Source organism: Niastella sp. sgz303648 (assembly GCF_059587045.1).
This window is the reverse complement of sequence record NZ_JCAPSW010000018.1, coordinates 66,431-91,626: the sequence shown is the minus strand read 5'-3', so window position 1 is coordinate 91,626 and position 25,196 is coordinate 66,431. Positions and strand designations below refer to the sequence as shown.

The following is a 25,196-nucleotide window of genomic DNA, read 5'->3' as shown; positions in this document are numbered from 1 at the left end:
ATGCGGTTTAAAAATTTGTTGTTTTAGTTAGTTTGGTTTCTGTTATTCTTTTATATCATTTATCGAAAACTTATCAATCAGCAGGTTCAGTAATTTGTCGTGAATGCTCATATACACCGGATCGTGCACAATGTCTTTTTTGTTGCGCGGCCGCTCCAATGGAACAGGAACGATTTCTTTAATAGTAGCGGCAGGACCGTTGTTCATCACCACTACCCTGTCGCTTAAAAAGATGGCTTCCTCAATATCATGCGTTACCATTACAATGGTTTTTTCGCGGTTATCGAGGTTCCACAGTTTCAATAACTCAACGTGCATATTGCTTTTGGTCAGGGCATCCAATGCACCGAAAGGTTCATCGAGCAACAGGATGCTGGGATTAATGGCAAATGCCCGCGCAATGGCCACCCGTTGTTTCATACCACCCGAAAGCTGGCCGGGCAGTTTATCTTTATGTTCCCACAAATGCACCATTTTCAGATTGCGTTCAACAAGGGCTCTCTTTTCTGCCTTCGACATATCTTTTAAAGCACTATCAACTGCTTCATAAATATTTCGGTATACCGATAACCAGGGCAACAGGGAATAATTCTGAAAAACAATGCCTCTGTCGGGCCCCGGGCCACTTACGCTTTTACCATTGGCTATTACGGTACCGCCTGAAGGTTTAACCATACCGCTGATGGTGCCCATTAAGGTTGATTTACCACAACCCGAGTGACCAATCAAACTGATGATCTCGCCTTTTTGTACCGTGAGTGAAATTTCTTTCACGGCAGTATAAGTGCCTTTCGGTGTTTTAAAACTAACCGTAACGTTTTTGATATCAATGGCCGTTGACGGCGTTAATACCGGCTCCAGAATGGAGTCGGCAATATTTTTTGTGGCTATTTGGCTGGGTGCTGTGTTCATTTTGTGTCAGGTTTTAAACGTTAAAAGTTATTTGCTTTTGCCTGTTCCAGGCATCCGATGGGTTTTTCCGCAGAGATAATATGCTCAACACAGCCATCGGATGCCTTTGAATATTGTTGGTGATTAAACAACATACGTGAACCGCTTTTGCAGCCCGGTAAACATTTTATCAAGCACCAATCCTACTGCTCCGATGATCAGAATGGCAACCAGAATTTTTGCCACGCTGCCTCCGTTGAACCCTTCTTCCCAAACAAAATAGCCTAACCCGATGCCGCCCGATAACATTTCACCGGCAACAATTACCATCCAGGCCACGCCTATCGACAACCGCAACCCGGTGAAAATGTGCGGCAGGCTATAAGGCAACATGATCTTCGTTATATATTTCCAAACCGAAAAACCAAAGGCTTTACCTACATTTTTATGATCCTGCGGAATGCTTGACGCTCCAAATGAAGTATTGATGAGCGTTGGCCACAAGCAACAAATGAATATCATAAATATGCTTGCTTTAGGCGAATCCTGAAAAATGGCCAGGCCCAAAGGAAACCAGGCCAGTGGTGACACCGGCCTTAATATTTGCACAATGGGATTGATGATATTCATAATGGTTTTGCTTGAACCCATGATAAATCCAAGCGGGATGGCGATTAAACTGCCCAATCCAAAACCAATGCCTACCCTTGCCAGGGAACTTAACAGTTTTGTACCTATTCCTTTATAATCAGGATCGTTTTGAAACGGATTATGCATAACCTCTTTAAACACGCTCCAGGTAGCCAACGGCGATGGAATTTCGTTTTTGGTTATGCGCGCTATCATATCCCACAAACCCAGCAACAACAGCATGCCGGCAACAAAATACAAAACCGACCAACCTACTTTAATTGCTTTTGCTTTCATCTTTTTTAATTTTGATGGTTACATAATCGGGTTTACTTATTTTGGCGAAGCAGCGATGTATGCTTTCGGATTATTGGGGTCGAATGTTACAGACTCAATATTCAACTTAAATGGTTTCATATCATCTGCAGGAATGGGAATGTTCATGCTCTTTGCCACTTCTGCATACAGGTCATCCATTATTATATTATCAACAATTTCTTTATAATTGGCAGGTAATGCACCAATGTATCCAAAGCGAACATATTGCGACAAAAACCAAATACCATGTGCTTTGCGCGGTGCATTTACAAACCCATTGTTATGGAACAACATGTAATCATCTTTATACTTCTGCACACCTAAATCGCAACCGAGGTCGGTGCTGCCCATCAAACGGGCTTCGAGCACTGTTACCGGTGCATTCACGTAATTAGGGCGCGACAGAATAGCTGCTGCTTTTTTACGGTTACCCATATTATCGAGCCATTTGCAGGCTTCGAGAATAGCCATCATTACTTTTTTCAGGTCTTCGCGGCTGCCTTCGGCAAATGCTTTATTTACCACCAGCGCTTTTTCGGGATGGTTCTTCCAGATATCCTGTGTAGCGATATGAGTAAAACCAATGTTTTGTGCAGCTGCAACACCGTTCCAGGGCTCGCCTACGCAATAACCTTCCATGTTATCAACACGCATGTTAGCCACCATTTGCGGAGGAGGAATGGTGATAATGCCTACTGATTTCGAATTAACACCACAGGCGGCCAGCCATGTTCTTAACCAGATATCGTGTGTGCCGCCGGGAAAGGTCATGGCAAAAGTTACCTCTTTGCGCGACTGTACAGACTTCACTGCTGCTGCAACTTTTTTAATTTCTTTGAACCCAACCAAACCGCAAAAGTCCTTTGAGAGCGTAATCGCCTGGCCATTATTATTCAACATCATGGCAATGCGCATTTCGGAACCGGCTTTACCGCCGATGCCTTCGTATACCGAAAACGGCATCGAAAACAAACAATGCGCACCATCGAGCTCACCGTTCAATATTTTATCACGCACATTGGCCCATGACGCTTCTTTCGTTACCTGCACATCTAAACCGTATTTCTGAAAAAAACCCATTTCTTTTGCTATAACCAGGGGAGCGCAATCGGTTAAGGGAATAAAGCCCAGCTTAATTACTTTGGTTGGCTTTGGTTTATACGACGCATGCTGTACATACGAACTCGAAACGATCAATACAGCGAGCGTTATTAAGAATATTTTTGATTTATGAAAAAGCGTGTTCATGTTGGTTGATTTTAATAGCGTTATTGTTTAATTGCCACTGGTTTTGTGAAAAAGAAATCAGGACGAATGTTAATCATCAGGTAAGCCCATGTAGGCCGCTGATTGGTTTGGTCCATGGTCGTTCTTTTAACATACTCTGTGCTGTTGTTCGCCAGCATAAAAGAATAACCGAGTTCCAGCGTAGTAAACTTGTTCAGTGAATAGTTGGCTATAAAATCGAACTCATATCCAAGATCTTTTTTAATATTTGCTTTATTGACATCTGCTGCATTCACTACATTCTCAGCCAGTCTGAAGTTGTGTGCATCGGCCGATAATGAGAATAAATTCGACTGGTACTTAACTTTAAAGTAAGCATCCTGCAGGCCGCCTACCGGTGCACCGGTTGCTACATAATAATAATCCATATATCCCCAATGTTTATGCGGTGTTCCGTACAGGGGATCAAAGCGGTGGTTGTCGGTAGCTGCTGTATTGGGATCGTTACCTGATAAATAATCATATCCCGGACCAAAGCTGAACTTGCCTTTTTGTAACATAAGCGAAGCGGTATAATGCGAAGCCTTCAGGCTTTTCCCATCTCTGTCTTTGCCGCTCTGGAAATAGGCGCCTACCTGCCATGCTTTCTTTAAACCCGATGCATTACCTATAGTACCATTGATCATCATGCCATAGGTAAGCCGGCTGTTAACACCTTTTACATCATATCTTCTGCCGAATACATAACCGGATGATGCACCACCAACAGAATCAAGACGGTATTTTGAAAAGTCATCTTTAAAGAAAAGACCGGCAAATTTTGTTTGACCGAACTTGCGGCTTACATACAACATTTGCATGGACTTATATTGCTGGTTCATACCATTGGTGCTTACGGTATTGGCCAGCACCGGTGTACCCGTCAAACTACTTTTTGCGCCCATGGTGCCATTGGTCGAAAGGGGTATTAAGCCAGCGGGGGTTGCTACCAGAACACCGAGCGAATTGGTAACATAGGGAGGCACGTTGCCGGCTGTATAATAGGTTCCTGTTACACCAGCTGCATCGCTATTTTGATTAAAACCTACTCCCAGGTCAACCTGCCAGCCATGGTGCATTGCCTTAACCAGCAAGGCATCGTGGCGGCGCGCCTGTTGCAGCCAGTCGAGGTCGCCCAGCAAACGAACATCATCATATATTAAAGCCTGACGGCCTATTTTAAAAGAAAGGTTATCAATACCTTTTGTTTTGATAGTGGTATCGGCCACATTCATCAGCGTTACCTCGGCCCAGGCTTCATGTACCATTAACCGGTTGCCATCGGCATTATTAATGGTAGAAGCGTCCTGGCCCCACACACGCACATCCTGAACAGATACGTTAAAATTTACCCGGTCCCATTTATAGCCAAATGTCAAACGCGCCCGTTGTGAAGTGAATAATGCTTTTGACGACCCTTTGGTATTCAACGTACCATACCCGTCGCGCATTTCGGTACGCGTTCTTAATTGCCCCAGTAAAGAAAATTGAGCAACACCTTTAAAAGGGTTTCCCATAAACACAATTCCTAACAGCCCCATGAAAATTAATTTTTCCTTCATACTTTTGTTTTGGTTTTAAGATGATGATGATTCATTCATTTTAGAATTTGCTTCGCCCCGGCCAGACTGCCATCTGCCGGGGTTTTTTAATTGGCTTTGTTTTGGTTGGTTGTCAATTTTGTCATTCAGTGTTTGGTTTTAATTTAACAATCGGGTTAAGCAAAGCAGCAATCTGTTAGAGGTCATAAGCAGGCAATCATCATCTTAAAATATCGAATATCGAACCGAAGAACTATGAATGATGAAGTAAAAACAACTTCAATATTCAAAATTCAGCATTCATTATTCAACATTTTCTACTCCTATATACACCCAGTCGTTTTCTATTTTTACAGGATATGTTTTTATGTCGCATTCATCGCCATTCAAACACTTTCCGGTAGCGAGTGAAAAAGTTTTTTTGTGAAACGGACAAGCCACTTTCGGTTCACTGTTTTGTGTACCGATCAAACCACGGCTAAGCGCCATTTGCTGGCGGTGTGGGCACATATTCTGGGTAGCATACCACTCTTTGCGGCGGCTAAAATTGAACAGCGCTATCTGCTCATCCTGATACTTTACACATACACCACCGTTTTCGGGTACATCTGTTGTACGGCAGGCTAAAAACCAGGTAAATACTTTTTCTTGAATCATAGCATGTACATTGATTTGGCAAAAAATTTCTGTTTCAGCCTTCGCTGATCACTTTTTTCAATGGCAATTAAATGGGGGAAATAAAAACCCGCTGCATTTTTAATGCAGGCAAGCAATCGTTAGTAATGCGGCATTCAACCGTTTGCTGTTACAGACAAACAGGTTAAATATTAATGAGAGTGTTTTAGTTATATCAGAGAAGGATTACGGTTCAATTGGCAATGGGCAATAGGCAAATGTCGCTAAACTTTAAAAACTCAAATTCATTTCAACCATCATAAAACCCAGGCAATTGCTTATTGCTAATTGCCTATTGCTTTTTAGTTACTTCCACTCTTTCGCTCTCTTCTGTTCGCGCATGGGATCAAACTTCACCGATGGATCTTTTTCTTCAGGCGCATTCACAAAGTGAGTAAAGCGTTTGCGTATTTCAGGATTCTCTACCGCTTCTTTCCATTCGCATTTATAATTGTCGACCAATAGTTGCATTTCTGCTTCGAGCTGCGCGGCCAATCCCAAACTATCATTTACCACTACGTTGCGCAGGTAATCGATACCACCTTCCATTTTGTTCAGCCAGGTAGCCGTACGTGTTAACGGATCGGCAGTTTTGATATAGAACATCAAAAATCGGTCGATATATTTTATACAGGTTTCTGAATCAAGGTCGGTAGCCAGCAACAAAGCGTGTTGTGGCTTTGATCCGCCATTACCGCACACATACAGGTTCCAGCCTTTTTCGGTGGCGATTATACCAAAGTCTTTGCTTTGTGCTTCGGCACATTCGCGTATACAACCCGAAACAGCCGATTTAATTTTATGGGGAGCCCGTAATCCGCGATAGCGCTCTTCGATCTGAATGGCAAAACTAACGCTGTCGTGCAGGCCAAAACGGCACCAGGTGCTTCCCACACAACTTTTAACGGTACGCAATGCTTTACCATAAGCATGACCGCTTTCAAAACCGGCTGCAATCAGTTCAGCCCATATTTCAGGTAAATCGTTCAGGTGAGCGCCAAAAAGATCGATGCGCTGACCGCCGGTTATTTTTGTATAGAGATTATATTTTTGAGCAACCTGTCCTATTACGATCAGTTTCTCGGGAGTGATCTCTCCACCGGGTATGCGGGGCACCACTGAGTACGTACCACCTTTTTGAATATTCGCCAAAAAGCGGTCATTGCTGTCCTGTGCGGTATCGTTTCCTTTGGCCAGGATCATTTCGTTCCACAAACTTGCCAAAATAGATGCTACCGGTGGTTTACATAATTCACAACCATCGCCGGCACCCAGTTTATTGAGTACTTCATCGAAGGTCATCAGTTTATGAACTTTTATCAGGTCGTATAATTCCTGGCGGCTGTAATTAAAATGTTCGCATATAACGTTGCGTACATATTTACCCTGCGACTTCAGCGTATGAGTGATCAGGTCTTTTACCATCGGCACACAGCCACCGCAACCTGTACCTGCTTTGGTGCATTTTTTAATGGCTTCCATACTTTCGTTGCCATCACATACAGCACTGCATATGTCGCCCTTGCTTACACTTTCGCAACTGCATATTAAAGCATCATCGGGCAGGCTCGATACACCGGCGCCGCCTTCAGCAGCTGAACCGCCACGAGAGCCAAGTATTACATCTTCGGGATTGGGTGGCAATACCACTTTATTCTTTACGGTTTGCAGCAACATGTTGTATGCATCTGCATCACCTACCAGCACACCCCCGAGTAAATATTTTCCATCGGGCGAAATATTAATGCGCTTGTACACACCTTTCATCCTGTCTTCGAGCACTATACTACGGCCTTCGGATGCAGGTACAAAAGGATCGCCAAAGCTGGCCACATCAACACCAATCAGCTTCAGCTTGGTGCTCATATCGTAACCGGTAAATAATTTATCACCACCGGTTAAATTAGAAGCTACCACATCGGCCATTTCGTAACCGGGGGCTACGAGGCCATAGATCATACCATTATATAATGCACATTCGCCGATGGCAAAAATGTGCTGATCGTTCGTTTGCAGTTTATCATTTACGATAATACCGCCGCGGTTGCCTGTTTGCAGGTCGGCTTGTTTCGCCAACTCGTCGCGCGGTTTAATACCGGCCGAAATCACCAGCATATCTACATCGAGCTTGCTTTCATCATTGAACCGCATGCCGGTAATATATTGTTCGCCTAAAATTTCTGCGGTGTTTTTGCTGGTGTGAATGGAAAGTCCCAGCGCTTCGAGCTTGTTTTTAAGAATGTTTGAGCCGGCGTCATCAATCTGACGGGGCATTAAACGGGGGGCAAATTCAATTACATGGGTATTGGTAACACCCAAATCGATCATGGCCTTGGCAGCCTCGAGCCCCAGCAAACCACCACCTATTACTGCGCCGGTAGTTGCTTTTTTGGCGTGGGCCGTCATCAGTTCAAGGTCTTCGATGGTGCGATATATAAATACTCCTTCTTTTTCAACGCCGGGGATTGGCGGAACAAAGGCGGCAGAACCCGTTGCAAGAATGAGGTAATCGTACGATTCAACCAAACCGTGGTGCGAACGAATCGTTTTTTGGGCCCGGTCGATATGCTGAACCGGATCGCCCAGGTACAGGCGGATATTATTTTCAGCATACCATTCAATAGGCGCCATGGTAAGATCGTCGGCAGTTTTACCGGCAAAATACTCACTCAGGTGAACGCGATCGTAAGCGGGGCGGGTTTCTTCGCCAAAAACAACAATCTCAAATTGACCCGGCCGGGCTTTGGCAGTTAGTTTTTCACAAAACTTATAACCCACCATTCCATTGCCAATAACTACTATTTTCATATTCTGCGTTTTTTGATCTGGATTAAATTTTCGCAGCAATCGTTAATATTAAAATAAATCACATGTAATATCAAGTTGGCAATTCCTTAAAAAATTAACCGTTGTTTTGTGATCTGTGTAATAAAAATACGGCCTTTTTATTATTATTTTTACATATAAACCTGACATTGCTCATATATTTATTTTAATAATGTGTAAATATTTAGGTTTTTAAGTCAAATTTTAATTTGTGCAAACTCGTAGTTAATAATAAGTTGCACTATACCGATTTTGCAAAATGTGGGTATCTTTGAAAGATTATATTAAATTATTTTACATATATATTTGAAGCGTGAAAAAAAATAAAAATGGTTGTGATCTGAAAAGCTGCTTTTTGTGCAGGCTCTGTTCAAAAGACTGGTTGCCTGCTATTGATATATACCGCCAGAGCTTTCATGTAAACAAAGGCGAAATGCTGTTTACCGAAGGAAGTCAGGTTACCGGCATCTACTTTATATATAAGGGAACATTTAAGGTGCATAAAAAATGGACCGATGATAAGGAACTGATCGTTCGGGTGGCAAAGAATGGCGCCATTCTGGGACATCGCGGTTTAGGTAATGATATATATTATCCTGTTTCGGCAACCGCCCTTGAACCTTCGGAAGTATGTTTTATAGACCTCGACTTTTTTCAATCGACCCTGAAAGTAAATTACCAGTTCCTGTACGAACTGATGATGTTCTTTGCCGGGGAGCTGAAGGAGTCGGAAAAAAAGATGCGCAACCTGGCGCATATGCCGGTAAAAGGTAGAATTGCCCAGGCATTGTTGAATTTTCACGCAAAATTTGGCACCACCGAAGAAGGATTTATCGATTTAACGCTGAGCCGCCAGGACCTTGCCTCCTATACCGGTACCACTTACGAAACCGTTTTTCGCATCATGAATGAACTGGTACAGGAAGGTTCTCTTGAATTATCAGGAAAAAGTATTCGTGTTCTTGATACAGAAAAGCTGAACCTGCACGCCGGTGAATAACTTTGCATCTTGGAATTTTGGGATTTAGAGATTTTGCGATTTCTTCCATTGCTAAACGCTAATTAAATCTCAAAATCCCGAAATCACTAAATCAGCAATTTTAAATTTACGATTGTGAGCTCCTCCAATATTCAACCCGAACTGATTGTAGCCGGCGCGGGGCCTGGTGATCCTGACATGATCACGCTGAAAGCTTATCGCATATTACAGGAAGTGCCGGTGGTTTTGTACGATAACCTGGTGAATAAAACTTTACTCGGTTATACAAAACCCGATTGCGAACACATATATGTGGGCAAATTACCCTACGGCGAATATACCCCCCAGGAACATATTCATGAATTGATTCGCGAAAAAGCATTTGAAAAAGGAAAGGTATTACGCCTCAAGGGCGGCGACCCGTTTATTTTCGGAAGGGGCTTTGAAGAAATTTTATATGCACGCGAGCACGGCATTCGTACTACCTATATTCCAGGCATCACCAGCATGCAGGCAAGTGGTTTGTACGATATACCACTCACATTTCGCAATATCAGTGAAAGTATTTGGGTGGTAACCGGAACAAAAAAAGATGGTTCATTATCGGCCGATCTGCAACTGGCCATACAAAGCAAAGCCACAGTGGTGATTTATATGGGCATGAAAAAACTTGCCGAAATAGCCAATACCTATATTGAAAAAGGATGCGGCGATATGCCTGCAGCCATTATACATTATGCTTCATTGCCCTATAACAAACTGGCGAAAGGCCTGGTAAAAGATCTTCCGCAAATAGCAGCAGAAAAACATATTACACATCCGGCCCTGATCATTATCGGGCATGTTACTGCCTTACCTTTGGCTGATGTGTAATCATTCTTCCTATTGATTTAAATATTTTATCATATGATGTTGAGTAAATTTATCCTGATCAATAAAATCCAACACATATCAGTTTGCGATTACATAAAAACGTTATATATTACAATAAATTCTCACCTCAATATCTTTCGTATACCAAAGAATTCCTAACCGGTAACGCAATGGCCTAAGTGATTCTATGTATCGCCTTCTACAGGGGGATTACTAAATCGAAAAGTTTTCTGTTTTTTTTGTTGTCGTACTGCATTGTCACGTTGTTTATAATCAAGTGTTACTTAAAACAGGTAGCACAAAATAGTTATCGGTTGCTGCGCCTCAATTTTTTTTCAAAGTTTACACGAAGGCTCTGGTTAGGCACTTACAGCTCCCGGTTTAAAATCCGGGAGCTTAAATTTTTCAAATATGGAAATAGCTTGCTATAAGCCAGGTGTTACCAGCCAGGCAGATGGGTTCTTCGCTTCTACCAGTATGTCGGCAAGGAAAGAAGTAGTTTATACCAAACACTTTCTTCCTTCTTCATTATCTATTTCGTTACGGCCGTTTTGTGTGCCCCGCGATGTAACTACTTTGTATAAATGGGCATGGAAGCTAAGCCGCGCTGAAGATTCAGTGGCTGCTAGTTATTTGTATACTGGTTACAGCGATTTTGCACGTTCATTCATGGCATTGATCAAAAACCGGATACCGGTTTGTCAGATAGATATTTGCGCTGCCGACAAAGATGAATTGTGCGAAACTTATCCTTCATCACCGGGTGATTACATCATCAGGCTGCTTATGAACACCAACAAAAAAATAGTTCGGCCGCTTCATTTGAAAGCACTGCAAACCTGTATGGAATATTTCTTTTCTTTTCCAGAGATCAGGCAAATCATGGCAGAACCTGAAGCTGATAACAAATTATACAACGACCTGTTGCAAAAAGCGGGATTTCAATTCGAAGATCAGGTGTATCATCAATATACAGTATGCAATTTATTTGTATGCACCAGAGAAACTTTTATCTGCAACACTAAAAACGACTAAGACACTAACCCAATACATAACCTTGTCCTCAAATAAAAGAACGCACCATTAAACACTTATCCTGCTACTTATCCTGTAATGTGCTTACGCCCTTATCCTTACGCCTTATCCTAACCATGGCAACGCCGTGGAGATTTTGAAGCAGATATATGTGAATTATTACTCCCATTTAAAGGGAAGCCGTTCCCGGCTTCCCTTTTTGCTTATTGAAATTACCCCGTGACACATACAGACGAGTAATACATCAATAACCCGGCTTAGCTGCGATGCTATTCAGCGACATCATACAATTCATCCATTTTTTAATTGGCATACTGTAGAGTAATCTCCACACCAACCTCAAAACCTCACGGCACGAAATTTTAGCGTATACTGAAAAAGTATATGACGCTGAAGGCTTTTTATATAAGATATTCTGTTTGGGCAGCGGTATTTAATACCCTGAGTATAATCGTTTATTTGTTCGCCCGCAATTACACCAATGTATGGGTGCTGTATATCGGCAGTATTTTATTCAGCGCCGTTGTATTAATGGGTGTGTTTAAAGGCAATCACCGCGTTCACGAAACCGCCAGCGTACGTTCCTTGTTTATGATGGGCCTTAAGATCACTATATACGGTATTTTATTAGCATCCCTGTTGTGTGTGCTGCTATTACTCGTTAACTCGATGTTTACCGGTATTTCGTCGGCAGATGTTCCTGCACAGGCGGGCCGCGGCGATATCTTATTTACCATTTTATCGACCACCATTGCAGTGAATGCAATTTTGGGAGCGTTGACAGCTGTTATCGGCGCTACTGTTGTGAAAAAAAATCAAAAAACCGAACAGGGTAAAACATTGTATTAATGCAGCACGGACAAAAAAAGAGAAAAATTCGTCCTGCTCAAACGGTGAAAAAAAAGCAGGGCAAAGAAAAACAGATGCAACCCCAGCCAATATTTGAAAAGGAAAGGGATGTATTGCGGCTGCGTAATAAAACAGCCATTATAACCGGGGGCGACAGCGGCATAGGAAAAGCAGTAGCTATTGCCTTTGCAAAAGAAGGCGCTGATGTAGTTATTGCGTATCACGAAGATGATAAAGATGCACGTTCAACGGCCGGCCGTATTGAAGAGATAGGGCAACAATGTTTGCTGATAGCCGGTGATATTGGTAAACCGGCCCATTGTAAAAAAATTATTCAGCAAACCATTAATCGTTTTGGCAAAATAGATGTGCTGATAAATAATGCCGGCATTCAGTTTCCGCAAACCAGTCTTTCAAACATCACTCCACAGCAACTGAAAAAAACGTTTGAAACGAACATCTTCGCCATGTTTTACCTGGTGCAGGCGGCAGAAAATTATTTAAAGGAAGGCGCCTGTATTATCAATACCACATCCGTTACCGCTTACCGGGGCAGTTCGCATTTACTGGATTATTCAGCTACCAAAGGCGCTATTGTAAGTTTTACCCGGGCGCTGAGCGCCTACTTTGCCAAACAACAGATCAGGGTAAATGGTGTGGCGCCCGGTCCTGTTTGGACACCGCTGATTCCCGCCACCTTTCCGCCTTCGCATGTAAAATCATTCGGTTCTGATACGCCGTTAGGTCGTGCCGGCGAACCGGTTGAAATTGCCTGGTCCTACGTTTTTCTTGCATCCGATGAAGCCTCTTATATAACAGGGCAAATTCTTCACCCCAATGGAGGTGAAATTGTAAATACTTAAAACCGATGTAACATGAAAATGGTAGGGATTGTACTTATTGTCATTGGCATTGCCATGATCATAATCAGGCAAATAAATTTTACCAGCGAAAAAAAAGTGGCTGACCTGGGGCCCATTGAATTGAATAAAAAAGAACAGAAAACAGTTGCCTGGCCAACCTATGCCGGTATTGCCATAGCCGTGTGCGGCGTAGTTGTTTTGGTAGCAGCAGGAAAGAAAACAAGTCAGAGTTAATATTTCTGGATTTTTGGATTTGGGGATTTATAGAATTACGGAACCTCTGTTTTACAGAAATCTCAAAATTTATAAATCAGCAATTGTTTTTTAAAATGTCCGGGAATTTAGTTTTCAGCTGGCAATGTACAGTTGAATATGCCTGGTAATCATATAACAGGTAAAAAAAACACTTACTGCCAAATGCCAGGTAAAATCTGCAAACTTCCACCTGTAAACTGTCAACGGCTTTCCCTGTTTGGGGATTTTTGTTCACACTACTTTTATTATACCGCACTTAAATTCAATTAATTAAAGGAGGAATAGTATTTGAAGATATTTTTAATACGAGTTATCAAATTATTTATTTAAAAACTTTATAATCATGACTACAACGACTAAAGTTATTCTTGGCCTGATAGGCGCAGCCGCCGTTGGAGCTGCAGTTGGTCTATTACTTGCACCCGATAAAGGAAGTGAGATAAGAAAAAATATTAAAGATACAGCAGGTAAGTGGACAGATCGCTTGAGCGATATGTGGCAAAACGGCAAAAGCGCTGCAGAAAGAGCCGCTTCAAAAGTACAAAGCGAAATGTAACAGGTTTCTATCTCTGAAACCAATAAGGGGCAGGCTCAGGCCTGCTCTTTGTTTTTGTATTACTGTTCACCTTCGGTGAACGATGACCTGCCACAGATTGCACAGGTATGCACGGATAAATCCATTGCAATTTGTACAAGTAATTTGAAAATGATTGAAATGTTTTTAGCCTTAGATGGAAAATATCTGTATTCATCTGTGCAATCCGTTGCAACAAAATTGCTGAGCGAAGCGAAGAAGCTCCGTGACAAGGCCTGAATAAAGTGAAGATTTTAAAATTTCAGGTTATGAAAAAAAAGAAAACATCTGTAAGGCATCCGGTTGTGCATAAACATTCCACTACTCCACCGCACGTAAAACAACATACTAATACAACTAAACAAAACGAACAACCGGCAACTGAACCTGTAACAGATAAAAGCATTGCTATTCAAACCGGTTATAAAAAGCCCGACAACCAAAAAGTTGTGAATGAACAGGAGCAGGACCAGGTTGTAAATGACAAAGAAGAAGCACAGGAGGTGGAGGAAAGATAAACTATGCTGATCATTTAAATAAAAAAGCTGCCCTTTTCAGGACAGCTTTTTAAGTTATACCTATTAAATATTCTTAAAGTTGAAAGATTACTGTTTCAGCAATTTCACTACCACTCTTTGTGTTCCCTGAGTAACCACTGCCGTGTACATGCCCGCTCTCCAGAACGCTCCAACCGTTACCGTTGTATTATTGCTTACATTATTCATTCTGGTAACTACTTTTCCGGCCGAATCATAAATACGAATGCAAATTCTATCGGTGTTGGAGCTGGTTATTTTCAACTTAAATACACTGGTGCTTGGGTTAGGCATCGCCTCAACGGTCAATAATCCAAGATCGGGCGACTTCATATCCAACACCGTTATTGTTACTGTATCGGTACCGGTAGCACCTCTGTCGTCGGTAACTGTTAACCTGAATATATATACGCCGGTTACCATATTGCTAAGCACGGTAGTTGAAGAAGTTGGCGTAGATAAAGTAAACTGTGTTGGTCCGCTGATCTTTACCCATTTGTACGAAATGATAGTTCCATCAGGATCATAAGAAGCCGTACCATCGAGGGTTATACCTGCCGTGGGCAACTGAACGGTAATATCAACGCCTGCATTGGCCAGCGGGGCCTGATTACCGGGCGAAGCCGTATCGTTCACTACTACTGTAACATCATCATTGGCTGTTGCACCCTTATCATCGGTTACGGTTAACCGGAAAACATAGGTTCCTGTAGTCAGATTGCTGACTACTGTAATGGCAGAACCGGAGCTTCCGATCAGGAATTGCGAAGGACCGCTGACTTTTGACCAGGCATATTTTGCAATAGTGCCATCGGGGTCGCTCGATGCCGAACCATTGAGCGAAACACTGCTGGTAGGCAGAGTAATAGCAATATCGTTTCCTGCGTTTGCCACAGGCGGCTGATTGGTTGGTGTGCCGGTGTTGTTAACTATCACATTCACATCGTCGGTACCTGTTGCTCCTTTATCGTCGGTAACTGTTAACCTGAATACATAGGTCCCTGCCACCAGGCCGGTTAAGGCAGTAGATACGGCAGTGGCATCGGCAATAGTGTAAGTTGAAGGACCGCTTATTTTCGTCCAGCTGTATTTTGTAATGGTTCCATCCGGATCGCTCGATGCACCACCATTCAGCGTGGTACTGTTGGTGGGCAGTGTAATATTTATGTCGGAACCGGCATTGGCCACAGGTCCCAGGTTAGCGGCTTTTACAGTTACAGTAACATCATCGGTACCAGTTGCGCCTTTATCATCGGTTACTGTTAATCTGAAAACATATACGCCTGCTGCCAAACCGGTAACTGTTGTTGTTGCAGAACCCACACTGGTAATACTAAACTGTGAAGGGCCGGCGATCTTTGTCCACGCCCAGGTTACAATAGTACCATCCGAATCTTTCGAGGCTGAACCGTCAAGGTTAACCGAATTGGTAGGCAATGTAATAGTGATGTCTGAACCGGCATTCGCTACAGGAGCTACATTAGTGGTTGGCGGCTGACTAACAGGATCACTGAACAACTGGCTCACGGGAATATATTCCAGCCCGGTACTGGGGCTCATCCAAAACAAACCTAATGTACTGCGATCATCATTGTTAAAATATTCCAGCTGAATATCATATTTCTGTCCGGCTGTAAGTGTAACAGGTGTTGAATTATAGGTGTTCGGATAATCTTCCTGCCAGCCGTCGATAACCAGTTTGCCATCTACCCACAGGCGATGACCACCGCCGGCGCTTACCTGAAAAGTATAGGCTTCAGAAAACTGGGCCATTACTTTGCCGGTCCAGCGCATGGAATACACCATGCCCGGAATTTTATAGTGTACGCCCAACCGCATCCAGTCGAGGAATATAATATTGGGATCAGTTTTAGTGAATACGAGGTTCGATAATTTATCATCGCTATAATACTCTCCTTTTAATCCGTTTCCATTACCCCAGATCGTTGCTGCAAAAGGAGCAATATTGGTTTTACCTGAGTGTGTTAACACATACGGCTGACCGCTCGCCGGTTGCACACGCATATTTTCATCAGCGCCTGCATCGGGGCTCAGGTAGTAATCAACAGCAGATGATTGCAGGGCCAAAAAACCACCGGCCATACCCGCTGTGGTACATTGAATAATATCTACCTTCTTTGTTCCTACAGGTGATTGATTAATAATACCTGCTTTTGCATGGCCGGTAATTGTACAGTTTCTTATAAAAACAGGGTACGGACCATTAATCGGGCCTTCCTCAAGTATAATACCATAATCCCGGCCTGCGGCATCGATTACCAGGCTCTCAAATCGCAGGCGGTTACTGCTTTCCGAAGCTGCTTTAATCATCACTTCGCTGTTGTAAATTGAACCTCTGCGATACAGGTAGGTGTTTACATATGCGCCGTGATAAATACCAAAGTCGTTATTATATAAAACGAAATCTTCGATCACATGATTCTTTTCATTATTCTGCCACGACACGAAACCTGCGTTGCAGTTATGCGCCATATTATTATTAAAGTCCCAGGTACTTTCGATAGTTCCTTCATCCCATAAATAAGCGCCACCAATGCGATGATCGCCGGTATTACCAATCACCACATTGTTTTTACAAACATTATCGTCGCCTACGCCTAAAATAAAACCGCTCGTAGCCAATGAATTGGCCGATTGCGGAATGTATTTGCACATCGCCACTACATTACCATCCCATACAATACCATGCGTTAAGTCTAATACATCCCACCAGAAAGCAATCTCCGTAACATTATATGCTACATTTCCTTTCATGGTAACGCCATTCGATGCGTGTGGTACATAAGAACGGTTATCGCAATTGCGAACCACGCATCCTTCAACCAGCGAACCCACGCTGCCATTGTCGCAATGATGAAAATGTATACCGTATCTGCCAAGTACAAATTCTGAAATGCCATTGATCATCTGGCGTGGCCCTGCATAGCGAATCTGTGCATTTTTTATTGTTTGCGGAACAGAGGAGCGGATGAAAATATGCATTCTTCCTGCAGTAGTTCCTTCGATGCGCACATTGCGTGTAAGGTTTATCACTTCGGCAGTCCACGAATTGTTGATCTGCGGATGAACACGAACGGTTCCGGCATTAAGGGTTAATGACGTACCTGAAATGCTTTTAATACTGCGATCTTCGAAACCATTCAGATAAGCATCGCCTACTATGGGCGCTTCGGTAGGTGCAATGGTAAGGTCGTCGCCAACCATCCAGCCCGAAGGCGCACTGTTTAATGATATAGTGGCAGCACCTGCTGCAATACTTCCGGCAGCACGTACGTAAGCTGTTTTTGGCGTACCAACAATGTCAAGCACACCGGTTCCCATAACCCACAAACCAACATCGGTAGTCATTACATCCATTCCGCCCCCAACAAACACACTCTCATCGATATTAATAAACTGAAGTAACTGAACAACACTTGCCGAAGCCGGTTGCATTTGTAACCTGCCCTGTACAACCACATTGCCCGAAGTTTGCAACGTACAGCTGTTGTTGCTGTCGAATTGCAAAGTGGCTCCGCTGCTTACACTTACACCTGCATAGCTTGCCGTAGCTAAATCGAAAATAACTGTATGTCCCGATGAAATAAGAGGAATATCTGATGGCCCTGGTAATTTACCGCCCCATGTTCCGGGGTCTGACCAATTGCCGGATTGTATAGTGGAGACTGAACCTAAAAGCGCATAATTATTATTGGGTGCGCATTTGATGATATTGGTACGGATATCTTTTTTAGTAGCACCTATTTGAGAAGTCAAACACAATCCGGTTGCAGTCAGGGATGCATCCCGGAGGAATTTCCTTCGATTAGTGTTCATCATAGGGATATTTTCGTTTTTCTTAAAGAGTAGTTTCACGATTCACCAACAATTATGGTGCCTGAAATTTTCGCATGAAGATTATTAATGAAAAAATAGATTTGAATCAAACATATTCCTGTTATTCAAATATGTATATCTATTTCTATCTAACTTTTTCGGAATCATTTTTACCAAAAAAAAATTTTAAAATCTTCTGCAAAACAGATCTTGTCAGTGTTTACTAATAACGACGCGGATTTATAAAAGTATTATTGGTATAAGCATATTTATAAATTGAGAAAAAGTGCGCATACACGGCACAGAAAACACTATTTGCAATAGCAATTTTTACTAAAACTCAATAAGTAAATATGCTTAGTACAATTCAAAAATAAATTGGTTAACAACCAAATACAAAAAAAATGAGTAAGGGAAAATTACGAAGGCAGTAAAAACAGTTTTTGTAAAAATAAGTGCAGGAAACAGAAGAAGTGAAGATGTTCTGCAACATCAGAATAAATTTCGAAGCAGGAAGATTATCTACTGAACAAACGTTAGCCAAAGCAATTTATTGCCTGAGCAGTGGCATTAAAGAAACCGGCTTACTTCAGCATCTTTTCGAACCGGTTATTAATTTTTATGAAGCCCCACAACGCAATTTTGAATTTCAACATGGAGAATAATCCGCTTACATGAATGCGGCTGATGAATAATTTATTTTTTAGAGGCAGTTTGTCGACCCGGTTGCCTACTCTGAAAGCAAGGCGAACACCGTTTTGCTGAAGTATATCAAAAATAGCAAGCCGCCTGGTATCATTATTTTGACTGTACGCACCAAAGGTGTAGGCATGGCATGGCTGCACAGGAATGCCAAGATGTTGTAAGCGTTCTTTGGTTTGCTTTACATCGGCAGCAATTTCGGGTACGCCTAATTTTGAATAACTCTCGTGATGATAAGTATGTAAGCCAAACTGAACCATGTCGTTACTCATGGTCAGCGCTTCCTTTACATCCATGAATTCGCCCATAGGATTTTCAGCGAGGTGCTTATTATCGGGCGATTGAATAAAACCCGCTACCAGAAATATGTTGGCCTTTATATTATATTCCTTTAACAATGGATACAAACTGGTGTAATTATCGCGATAGCCATCGTCGAGCGTTATCATCACCGGTTTAGATGGCAATGGCTTCTTATGTTCAACATAATCAACCAGCTCACTTAAAAAAATAGAAGTGTATCCGTTTTTATTCAGGTATTCAAATTGCACACGCAACTGAGCAGTTGTTACCGTTAAAAAATCAGGCACGTTTCCACTGCTCACTTTATGATAATTTAATATCGGCAATCCTTTGAAAAAGGATCCCATATTATATATAAGTACCACAATGGCCGCCAATACTATTACAATAATTACCAGATAAACCATCCTGTGTATCCTTTAATCCCGGTGTTTTGTATTAACGTAGTCTTATCCTAAAATCTTTTTCAATCGCTGACTCACTCTGATGAACCCGTTTAATGCCAGTTTATATTGCCACATAGTATAGCTGCCATTCATATGTAAGCGGTTAAGTAGTAATCGGTTTACATTATTTCCCATAGGCAATTTATTTAACCGGTCGCCTACTTTAAATGCATACCGAACGCCATGCTTTTTCAGAATATCAAACATTCCACGTTGCTTAACAGGATCATTTTTCAGGTAGGCTGCCCATGAATAAGCAAAAACAGGCTGATAAGGTATGCCCAGCTCATCTAATCTTTGTTTCGACTGGCGCATATCTTCATCCATTTGCTCCAGGGTAAGATTATGATAGTTCTCGTGATACATGGTATGTAACCCAAACTGAATATGATCTTTACAAATAGTTTTAGCCTCTTCGGGCAACATGAATTCGCCTTCGGCGCGTGGGCCCATATTACCGGGTATTTGAACAAAACCGGCTACAATAAATATATTGGCTTTGCAATTAAACTCTTTCAGCATTGGATACAAATCGGTATAGTTGTCGCGAAACCCATCATCGAGTGTGATCATCAGGGGTTTGGGCGGCAGCGGTATATTTTTTTCAACGTAATCGATCAGGTCGGTGAAAAAGATGGTATTGTATCCGCTTTTAGTGATGTATTCAAGATGTTCGCGCATTCTTGAAGTAGACACTGTTAAGAAATCAGGTTTTTTGGTGCTGCTTATTTTGTGGTACACCAATACAGGTAAGCCTTTGAAAAACGGGCCGGCATACCAGTACATAAGCCCAAAAACCATTAACAGAAGTATAGCAGTTATTATTAAGTACGTCATGGGAAGGGGAATATTATGCTTTTTTGTGGTTGGTTTTGGAACAGGTTAAAATAGAAAAACAGGCAACAACATGGTTAAATAATTATTCAACAACTCTCGTCTGGTACCATTTTGTCGCTGCCTGTTGTGGTGGTTGTTTCAATCGGCGGCCGTTGCAGTAAAGGCCTTATTAAGTTGTAAATCCAGTTTTTCGTATTGCGAATTCTTGCTCTTAAATTCAGGCACCAGCTCCTTCATTTTTCTTACAATGCCGTAATTATCCTCGAGCCGGCTCATACTAATCAGTTCTTCAATATCTCTTACTATTTTATGCGAGCAGGGTATTACTTTGGCAATTTTTATTTTCTCGTGGTGCGTGGGCAAGGTTTTCTCTTCGGCGTTCAACAATTCTTCGTACAATTTTTCGCCGGGGCGTAATCCTGAGAATACAATTTTAATATCCTCATCGGGTGTTAAGCCAGCCAGTCGTATCATCTTCAAAGCCAGGTCAACGATCTTTACCGGTTTGCCCATATCAAAAACAAATATCTCGGCGCCTTTACCCATGATAGCGGCTTCCATAACCAGTTGCACCGCTTCGGGAATGGTCATAAAATACCGGGTTATTTCAGGATGAGTAACTGTAACCGGGCCGCCCTGTTGAATCTGTTGTCTGAAGCGGGGAATTACCGAACCATTTGAACCGAGTACATTGCCAAAACGGGTGGTAATGAACTTCGTTTTGCCGGTACCATTTAAAGAATGTTTCGATTCGCCATGAATTAAACCGATAATGGTTTCATCAACAAGGTTCGAAGCTACGCTGCTCAGTGATTGTACATACATTTCGGCAATACGCTTCGATGTACCCATTACATTGGTTGGGTTAACCGCTTTATCGGTTGAGATCATTACAAACTTATGCACGTTGTATAAAACGGCCAGGTCGGCAATGATTTTGGTTCCCATTACATTGGTAAGGATGGCTTCCGACGGATGCCGTTCCATCATAGGCACATGCTTGTAGGCGGCTGCATGGAATACAAAATGGGGGCGGTAATCGCGGAAGGGGATCTGCATCCGGTTGCGGTCGCGAATATTTCCGATAAAGATTTTGATATCGGCACCGGGAAATTTCTCTTCCATTTCCAGTTGCATTTCGTGCAACGGCGACTCGGCCTGATCGCACAGGATCACCATTTCAGGATCGAACGACAATGCCTGGCGCACAATTTCGGAACCTATTGAACCTGCCGCGCCGGTGATAAGAATTCTTTTGCCCGACAGTTCGTGTGAAATTTTTTCATTGTTAATGATGATCGGCTCGCGTTGCAAAAGGTCTTCGATGCGTAGTTCCTGGATCTGTTTCAAACTAAGCTTTCCATAAATCCATTGGTCCGACGGAGGAACAGTAAGCACCTTGATACCGAACTGCAAACATTTTTCAATCACTACTTTTTTATCCTTACTGTCTAACTGCTCGTTCATCAAAATCAGCTTATCGATCTTCTTCTTCGTTTTCAACAGCGGCAGTTCCCTGATATGATATACTTTTTTCTGCTGAATACTCATGTTGGCCTTATTGATATCGGTATCAACAAAACCGGCAATTACAAACTTATTGGTAATGCTCGATTCGATGGCCTGTTTTACCAACATAGCTTCGGTATCGGAGCCGAATATTAAAACGTTTTCCTTTAATGAAATAGAATTGTGTTTTACGAGGTAATAAAACCCGCGCACTGCTGCCCGCAACATCATATGAATGGTACAGCTTATAAAGAAGTTGATAAGTAAAACACCAAAAATGTTGAGAGAATTGATATGGTATTCGCGGTTCACGATAAATAATACGGCTACCGGGTACAGGATACCTGTAATTAATACCGCCAGTGAAATACGCATCATGTCGTATATATTCGAAAAACGCAGCATTCCCGTGTGAATGCGCATCGAATAAAATACAATTACCGAAATTAAGCAATACAATAGGGTATACACAAAAAAGTGGCCACGCAGAATTTCTGAAAATTCAAATTGCTTTACGATAAAGTATGATAACGTAAATGAAAAACCGGTAATAACCAGATCTGTAAGCAATATCACCCATCTGGGTACTGCCCTGGAGAATGATAAAAACTTCTTCATGCTACTAATCAAATATGTTTACAATGTTGATACCTGAGTGAACAGGATTTTCCAGGAATTAAATGGAACTACCATGAGTAATATTCAAAGAATAATCATGGCGAAATGGATATTACGCAGGAAAAATGGATTCCGGGGTTGAATAGTGCAAGGAAAAAATGGATTATAAACCAGGGAAGTTCAAAGGATTACCACAACGCTACAACAATTGGTTTTAATTACCAAGGATATGGATGAATAGAGGAATAAACAGAAAGGTCAAACAGTGGATTTGTAAAGGGAGACATTTCAAAGGATCGATCGGATGCAACAACCGGGATTTCTATATCCCTTATATATGGTTATTATGGAGGAGTATTGCGTTTTAATTTACTCGGAGGAAATTCAAAGGATTGACAGGAGGATTGATTCGGGAGACAAGGTACGCAAGAAATTGGATTATGAAGAATTTTGCGCATGATTTTTTTTGCACCATGGCACACTCACCACTTACCCCGCCCTGGCCACGCAATTAAACGTGAACCGCACCTGCTTTCTTAAAAGCAAACGAATGAATATGGGCAACCGCCTTTGCAGGGGTAAGGTATTTTTCAAAATAGGCCAGGGCATTTTGCTCCAGCTCCATCCGCTCTTCTTTGTGAGCAACGAGGTATCTGATAGCCTCTTTCAATTCGGCATGAATATCTTTTATCTCCATATAATGGGTTCCGGCCCCGAAATTCCCGGGCAATACGCGATTGATGGGCGTTGTAATTATGGCTTTACCCAATGCGAGGTATTCACCCAGCTTCCAGCCAAGGCAATCATGCACCGCAGGCGTATTAATAGCCACAGCCGATTGCTTCAGTTGCTGAAGGTATGCTTTATGGTTGTACCTTTTTTTGGCCGAATATTGCTCAAGCCCTTCGAACGGCCCTAACCTGCGACGCGAAAAGCCGCCTGTAAAAGAAATTACTTTTTCACGGTCGAGCTCCTGCAGCATGGTGATAATTTCCTTTCGCAGATTGGTTACATTGGTGTGCTTTTTCCAGGGATAGTTCAGGTAAAACAGGTAGTTGTCTTTTGACGGTTTTCGATCGGCATACACATCGAACGAACACCGCTTTAACGACTGGTGCGTATACACCCTGAAATACGGGTTTTTAATACCGGCCTTTCTATAGAGCTTCCACGATAAATTAAGATAGTTAGGAATACTAAAATAATTTATCCCAAAATTCGGCCCTATGGGCAATAGTTTTGAATGCGTTTGCAACGAGGCCTGGTCAACATTCACTTTAGCATATACATCAACCCAGTCGTAAACAGTTTCATTCACTTCGCATTTATCGTTGGCGGCAATGCATATTTTTTTAACGTTGCCGTTTTCACAGATCTCATAATAAAAAAATTCCTTTTTATATGGCCCGTTAACAAACTCTTTGAAACGAAGGAACCTGTCTTCGAACGAAAACTCAATGGTATAATCTTTATAAAAGTCATACAGACCCTTAATATAAAATTCATAATACCAGGGATCGAACAAAGGGCAAATCAGGATCTTCTTTTCCATGTTTATCTTTTTAAAAATTGATTATTTCTTACAGGCAACACGCACCTGCGGGAATAATAACCGGGGTTATTATTCAATTCATACTATATAATATATGTAAACAGTATTACGCCTTTAAAGCGGTTTTTAATGATCGTTCTTCAACACATTCATATATAGCAGAAGTTACTCTGTCGAGATCGGCTTTGGTAAGATTGGACCCCGAAGGCAGGCACAAACCTATTTCAAACAGCCGTGCACTGGTTTCTTTTCCGTAGTAAGGCGCATCGCAAAACACCGATTGCATATGCATTGGCTTCCATAACGGGCGGCAATCGATATTATTGGCAATTAAGCGCAACCGCACATCTTCGCGTGTAAAATGGCGGTTTTTTATAAGTATGGCTGTTAACCAATGGTTAGAGAAATAATTTTCATCAGGCTCTTCGAGAAATGAAATGCCTTCGATACCGGCAAGAGCTTTTTTATAAAACTGATAATTGCTGCGTCGTTGCTGAACCCGCAATGGCAATACTTCCATCTGGCCGCGTCCTATGCCGGCACAAACATTACTCATGCGGTAATTATAACCAATTTGCGAATGCTGGTAATGCGGTGCAGGATCGAGCGCCTGGGAACTCAGAAAACGGGCCTTGCGAACAAACTCGGGATTGGCCGATATCAAAGCGCCCCCACCCGATGTGGTTATGATCTTATTTCCATTGAAAGATAAAATACCAATATCGCCAAATGTTCCTACAGGTTTACCATGGTATGTTGAACCCAGCGCTTCGGCCGCATCTTCCACAACCGGTATTTCATATTTTCCGGCAATGGCCATAATTTCATACATATGGGCAGGCATGCCGTATAAGTGCACTACTATAATCGCCTTTGGTTTTTTGCCCTTTGCCATACGGTCTTTGATGGCTGCTTCAAGAAATTCAGGCGACATGTTCCAGGTGCTGTCTTCACTATCTACAAAAACGGGAGTAGCACCCTGGTAAACAATGGGATTAGCAGAAGCAGCAAATGTCATAGACTGACATATTACTTCATCACCTGCTTTTATGCCAAGTATGATGAGCGATAAATGCAGGGCGGCTGTACCTGAGCTTAATGCTGCTACATGCACAGTATTCCCTAAAAATTTTTCGAGATCCTGTTCAAAACCATTTACGTTAGGGCCAAGGGGGGCTATCCAATTAGAAGTAAATGCATCCTGAACATACACCATTTCCTTTTCGCCCATATGCGGAGACGACAACCAGATTTTCTCTTTCATTAGTTACTTCTTATATT

At 42.2% G+C, this 25,196-nt stretch carries 20 protein-coding genes; 8 read left to right on the top strand and 12 right to left on the bottom strand.

Annotation, left to right across the window (positions count from 1 at the left end; all coding sequences use genetic code 11):
• Window positions 1-42: 42 nt before the first annotated feature.
• From AC59IL_RS33190 to nirB, 6 genes are all read right to left on the bottom strand, one after another.
• Window positions 43-912 carry an ABC transporter ATP-binding protein gene (locus AC59IL_RS33190; RefSeq protein ID WP_496556559.1) on the bottom strand — a complete coding sequence of 290 codons (870 nt, stop codon included), beginning with the start codon at window positions 910-912 and terminating at the stop codon, window positions 43-45.
• Between the two features lie 123 nt (window positions 913-1,035).
• Window positions 1,036-1,818 (bottom strand): nitrate ABC transporter permease, encoded by a 783-nt coding sequence (gene ntrB / locus AC59IL_RS33185; protein WP_496556558.1) that lies wholly within the window; start codon window positions 1,816-1,818, stop codon window positions 1,036-1,038.
• A 36-nt stretch (window positions 1,819-1,854) separates the two neighbouring features.
• The gene (locus AC59IL_RS33180) at window positions 1,855-3,087 is read right to left on the bottom strand and encodes a CmpA/NrtA family ABC transporter substrate-binding protein (protein ID WP_496556557.1); all 1,233 of its coding nucleotides are present in this window, start codon (window positions 3,085-3,087) and stop codon (window positions 1,855-1,857) included.
• A 20-nt stretch (window positions 3,088-3,107) separates the two neighbouring features.
• Window positions 3,108-4,667, bottom strand: coding sequence for an alginate export family protein (locus AC59IL_RS33175; RefSeq protein ID WP_496556556.1), 1,560 nt, complete (start codon window positions 4,665-4,667; stop codon window positions 3,108-3,110).
• A 282-nt stretch (window positions 4,668-4,949) separates the two neighbouring features.
• Window positions 4,950-5,303: a nitrite reductase small subunit NirD gene (nirD, locus tag AC59IL_RS33170; RefSeq protein WP_496556555.1), complete on the bottom strand. Its 354-nt coding sequence runs from the start codon at window positions 5,301-5,303 to the stop codon at window positions 4,950-4,952.
• Window positions 5,304-5,627: 324 nt separating this feature from the next.
• On the bottom strand, window positions 5,628-8,129 hold the full coding sequence (nirB, locus tag AC59IL_RS33165) for a nitrite reductase large subunit NirB (protein WP_496556554.1): 2,502 nt from the start codon (window positions 8,127-8,129) through the stop codon (window positions 5,628-5,630).
• Between the two features lie 331 nt (window positions 8,130-8,460).
• Between nirB and AC59IL_RS33160 the strand changes: the two genes are divergently transcribed.
• From AC59IL_RS33160 to AC59IL_RS33125, 8 genes are all read left to right on the top strand, one after another.
• Entirely contained in the window at window positions 8,461-9,147 is a 687-nt protein-coding gene (locus AC59IL_RS33160) for a Crp/Fnr family transcriptional regulator (RefSeq protein ID WP_496556553.1), read from the top strand.
• Window positions 9,148-9,261: 114 nt separating this feature from the next.
• Window positions 9,262-9,999: a uroporphyrinogen-III C-methyltransferase gene (gene cobA, locus AC59IL_RS33155; RefSeq protein ID WP_496556552.1), complete on the top strand. Its 738-nt coding sequence runs from the start codon at window positions 9,262-9,264 to the stop codon at window positions 9,997-9,999.
• A gap of 411 nt (window positions 10,000-10,410) precedes the next feature.
• Window positions 10,411-11,034, top strand: a complete 624-nt coding sequence (locus tag AC59IL_RS33150; protein ID WP_496556551.1) for a GNAT family N-acetyltransferase — start codon at window positions 10,411-10,413, stop codon at window positions 11,032-11,034.
• 384 nt (window positions 11,035-11,418) lie between these two features.
• Window positions 11,419-11,883 (top strand): hypothetical protein, encoded by a 465-nt coding sequence (locus tag AC59IL_RS33145; protein ID WP_496556550.1) that lies wholly within the window; start codon window positions 11,419-11,421, stop codon window positions 11,881-11,883.
• A complete protein-coding gene (locus tag AC59IL_RS33140) occupies window positions 11,883-12,746 on the top strand; it encodes a glucose 1-dehydrogenase (protein WP_496556549.1) in 864 nt (287 codons plus the stop codon). The genes AC59IL_RS33145 and AC59IL_RS33140 overlap by 1 nt, the downstream gene beginning before the upstream one ends.
• Before the next feature lie 12 nt (window positions 12,747-12,758).
• Window positions 12,759-12,980, top strand: coding sequence for a hypothetical protein (locus AC59IL_RS33135; RefSeq protein ID WP_496556548.1), 222 nt, complete (start codon window positions 12,759-12,761; stop codon window positions 12,978-12,980).
• A gap of 364 nt (window positions 12,981-13,344) precedes the next feature.
• The gene (locus tag AC59IL_RS33130) at window positions 13,345-13,557 is read left to right on the top strand and encodes a YtxH domain-containing protein (protein WP_496556547.1); all 213 of its coding nucleotides are present in this window, start codon (window positions 13,345-13,347) and stop codon (window positions 13,555-13,557) included.
• A gap of 287 nt (window positions 13,558-13,844) precedes the next feature.
• Window positions 13,845-14,093: a hypothetical protein gene (locus AC59IL_RS33125; protein ID WP_496556546.1), complete on the top strand. Its 249-nt coding sequence runs from the start codon at window positions 13,845-13,847 to the stop codon at window positions 14,091-14,093.
• An 87-nt stretch (window positions 14,094-14,180) separates the two neighbouring features.
• Here the strand turns inward: AC59IL_RS33125 and AC59IL_RS33120 are convergent, their stop codons facing one another.
• The 6 genes from AC59IL_RS33120 to AC59IL_RS33095 all read right to left on the bottom strand — a co-directional run bounded on the left by AC59IL_RS33120 (window position 14,181) and on the right by AC59IL_RS33095 (window position 25,179).
• On the bottom strand, window positions 14,181-17,888 hold the full coding sequence (locus tag AC59IL_RS33120) for a PKD domain-containing protein (protein WP_496556545.1): 3,708 nt from the start codon (window positions 17,886-17,888) through the stop codon (window positions 14,181-14,183).
• Window positions 17,889-18,532: 644 nt separating this feature from the next.
• Window positions 18,533-19,360, bottom strand: coding sequence for a polysaccharide deacetylase family protein (locus tag AC59IL_RS33115; RefSeq protein WP_496556544.1), 828 nt, complete (start codon window positions 19,358-19,360; stop codon window positions 18,533-18,535).
• A gap of 42 nt (window positions 19,361-19,402) precedes the next feature.
• On the bottom strand, window positions 19,403-20,236 hold the full coding sequence (locus tag AC59IL_RS33110) for a polysaccharide deacetylase family protein (protein WP_496556543.1): 834 nt from the start codon (window positions 20,234-20,236) through the stop codon (window positions 19,403-19,405).
• Window positions 20,237-20,374: 138 nt separating this feature from the next.
• Window positions 20,375-22,363 carry a polysaccharide biosynthesis protein gene (locus tag AC59IL_RS33105; protein ID WP_496556542.1) on the bottom strand — a complete coding sequence of 663 codons (1,989 nt, stop codon included), beginning with the start codon at window positions 22,361-22,363 and terminating at the stop codon, window positions 20,375-20,377.
• Window positions 22,364-22,874: 511 nt separating this feature from the next.
• On the bottom strand, window positions 22,875-23,915 hold the full coding sequence (locus AC59IL_RS33100) for a glycosyltransferase (RefSeq protein ID WP_496556541.1): 1,041 nt from the start codon (window positions 23,913-23,915) through the stop codon (window positions 22,875-22,877).
• A 106-nt stretch (window positions 23,916-24,021) separates the two neighbouring features.
• A complete protein-coding gene (locus AC59IL_RS33095; protein ID WP_496556540.1) occupies window positions 24,022-25,179 on the bottom strand; it encodes a DegT/DnrJ/EryC1/StrS family aminotransferase in 1,158 nt (385 codons plus the stop codon).
• Window positions 25,180-25,196: the final 17 nt, after the last annotated feature.

Excerpts from the sequence above, each read along its gene's own strand:
- nirD (WP_496556555.1), bottom strand. The coding sequence starts at position 5,303 with ATGATTCAAGAAAAAGTATTTACCTGGTTTTTAGCCTGCCGTACAACA.
- AC59IL_RS33175 (WP_496556556.1), bottom strand. The coding sequence starts at position 4,667 with ATGAAGGAAAAATTAATTTTCATGGGGCTGTTAGGAATTGTGTTTATG.
- ntrB (WP_496556558.1), bottom strand. The coding sequence starts at position 1,818 with ATGAAAGCAAAAGCAATTAAAGTAGGTTGGTCGGTTTTGTATTTTGTT.
- AC59IL_RS33095 (WP_496556540.1), bottom strand. The coding sequence starts at position 25,179 with ATGAAAGAGAAAATCTGGTTGTCGTCTCCGCATATGGGCGAAAAGGAA.
- AC59IL_RS33150 (WP_496556551.1), top strand. The coding sequence starts at position 10,411 with ATGGAAATAGCTTGCTATAAGCCAGGTGTTACCAGCCAGGCAGATGGG.
- AC59IL_RS33180 (WP_496556557.1), bottom strand. The coding sequence starts at position 3,087 with ATGAACACGCTTTTTCATAAATCAAAAATATTCTTAATAACGCTCGCT.
- AC59IL_RS33135 (WP_496556548.1), top strand. The coding sequence starts at position 12,759 with ATGAAAATGGTAGGGATTGTACTTATTGTCATTGGCATTGCCATGATC.
- AC59IL_RS33145 (WP_496556550.1), top strand. The coding sequence starts at position 11,419 with ATGACGCTGAAGGCTTTTTATATAAGATATTCTGTTTGGGCAGCGGTA.
- AC59IL_RS33140 (WP_496556549.1), top strand. The coding sequence starts at position 11,883 with ATGCAGCACGGACAAAAAAAGAGAAAAATTCGTCCTGCTCAAACGGTG.
- AC59IL_RS33125 (WP_496556546.1), top strand. The coding sequence starts at position 13,845 with ATGAAAAAAAAGAAAACATCTGTAAGGCATCCGGTTGTGCATAAACAT.
- AC59IL_RS33105 (WP_496556542.1), bottom strand. The coding sequence starts at position 22,363 with ATGAAGAAGTTTTTATCATTCTCCAGGGCAGTACCCAGATGGGTGATA.
- AC59IL_RS33110 (WP_496556543.1), bottom strand. The coding sequence starts at position 20,236 with ATGACGTACTTAATAATAACTGCTATACTTCTGTTAATGGTTTTTGGG.
- AC59IL_RS33115 (WP_496556544.1), bottom strand. The coding sequence starts at position 19,360 with ATGGTTTATCTGGTAATTATTGTAATAGTATTGGCGGCCATTGTGGTA.
- AC59IL_RS33130 (WP_496556547.1), top strand. The coding sequence starts at position 13,345 with ATGACTACAACGACTAAAGTTATTCTTGGCCTGATAGGCGCAGCCGCC.
- AC59IL_RS33190 (WP_496556559.1), bottom strand. The coding sequence starts at position 912 with ATGAACACAGCACCCAGCCAAATAGCCACAAAAAATATTGCCGACTCC.
- nirB (WP_496556554.1), bottom strand. The coding sequence starts at position 8,129 with ATGAAAATAGTAGTTATTGGCAATGGAATGGTGGGTTATAAGTTTTGT.
- AC59IL_RS33100 (WP_496556541.1), bottom strand. The coding sequence starts at position 23,915 with ATGGAAAAGAAGATCCTGATTTGCCCTTTGTTCGATCCCTGGTATTAT.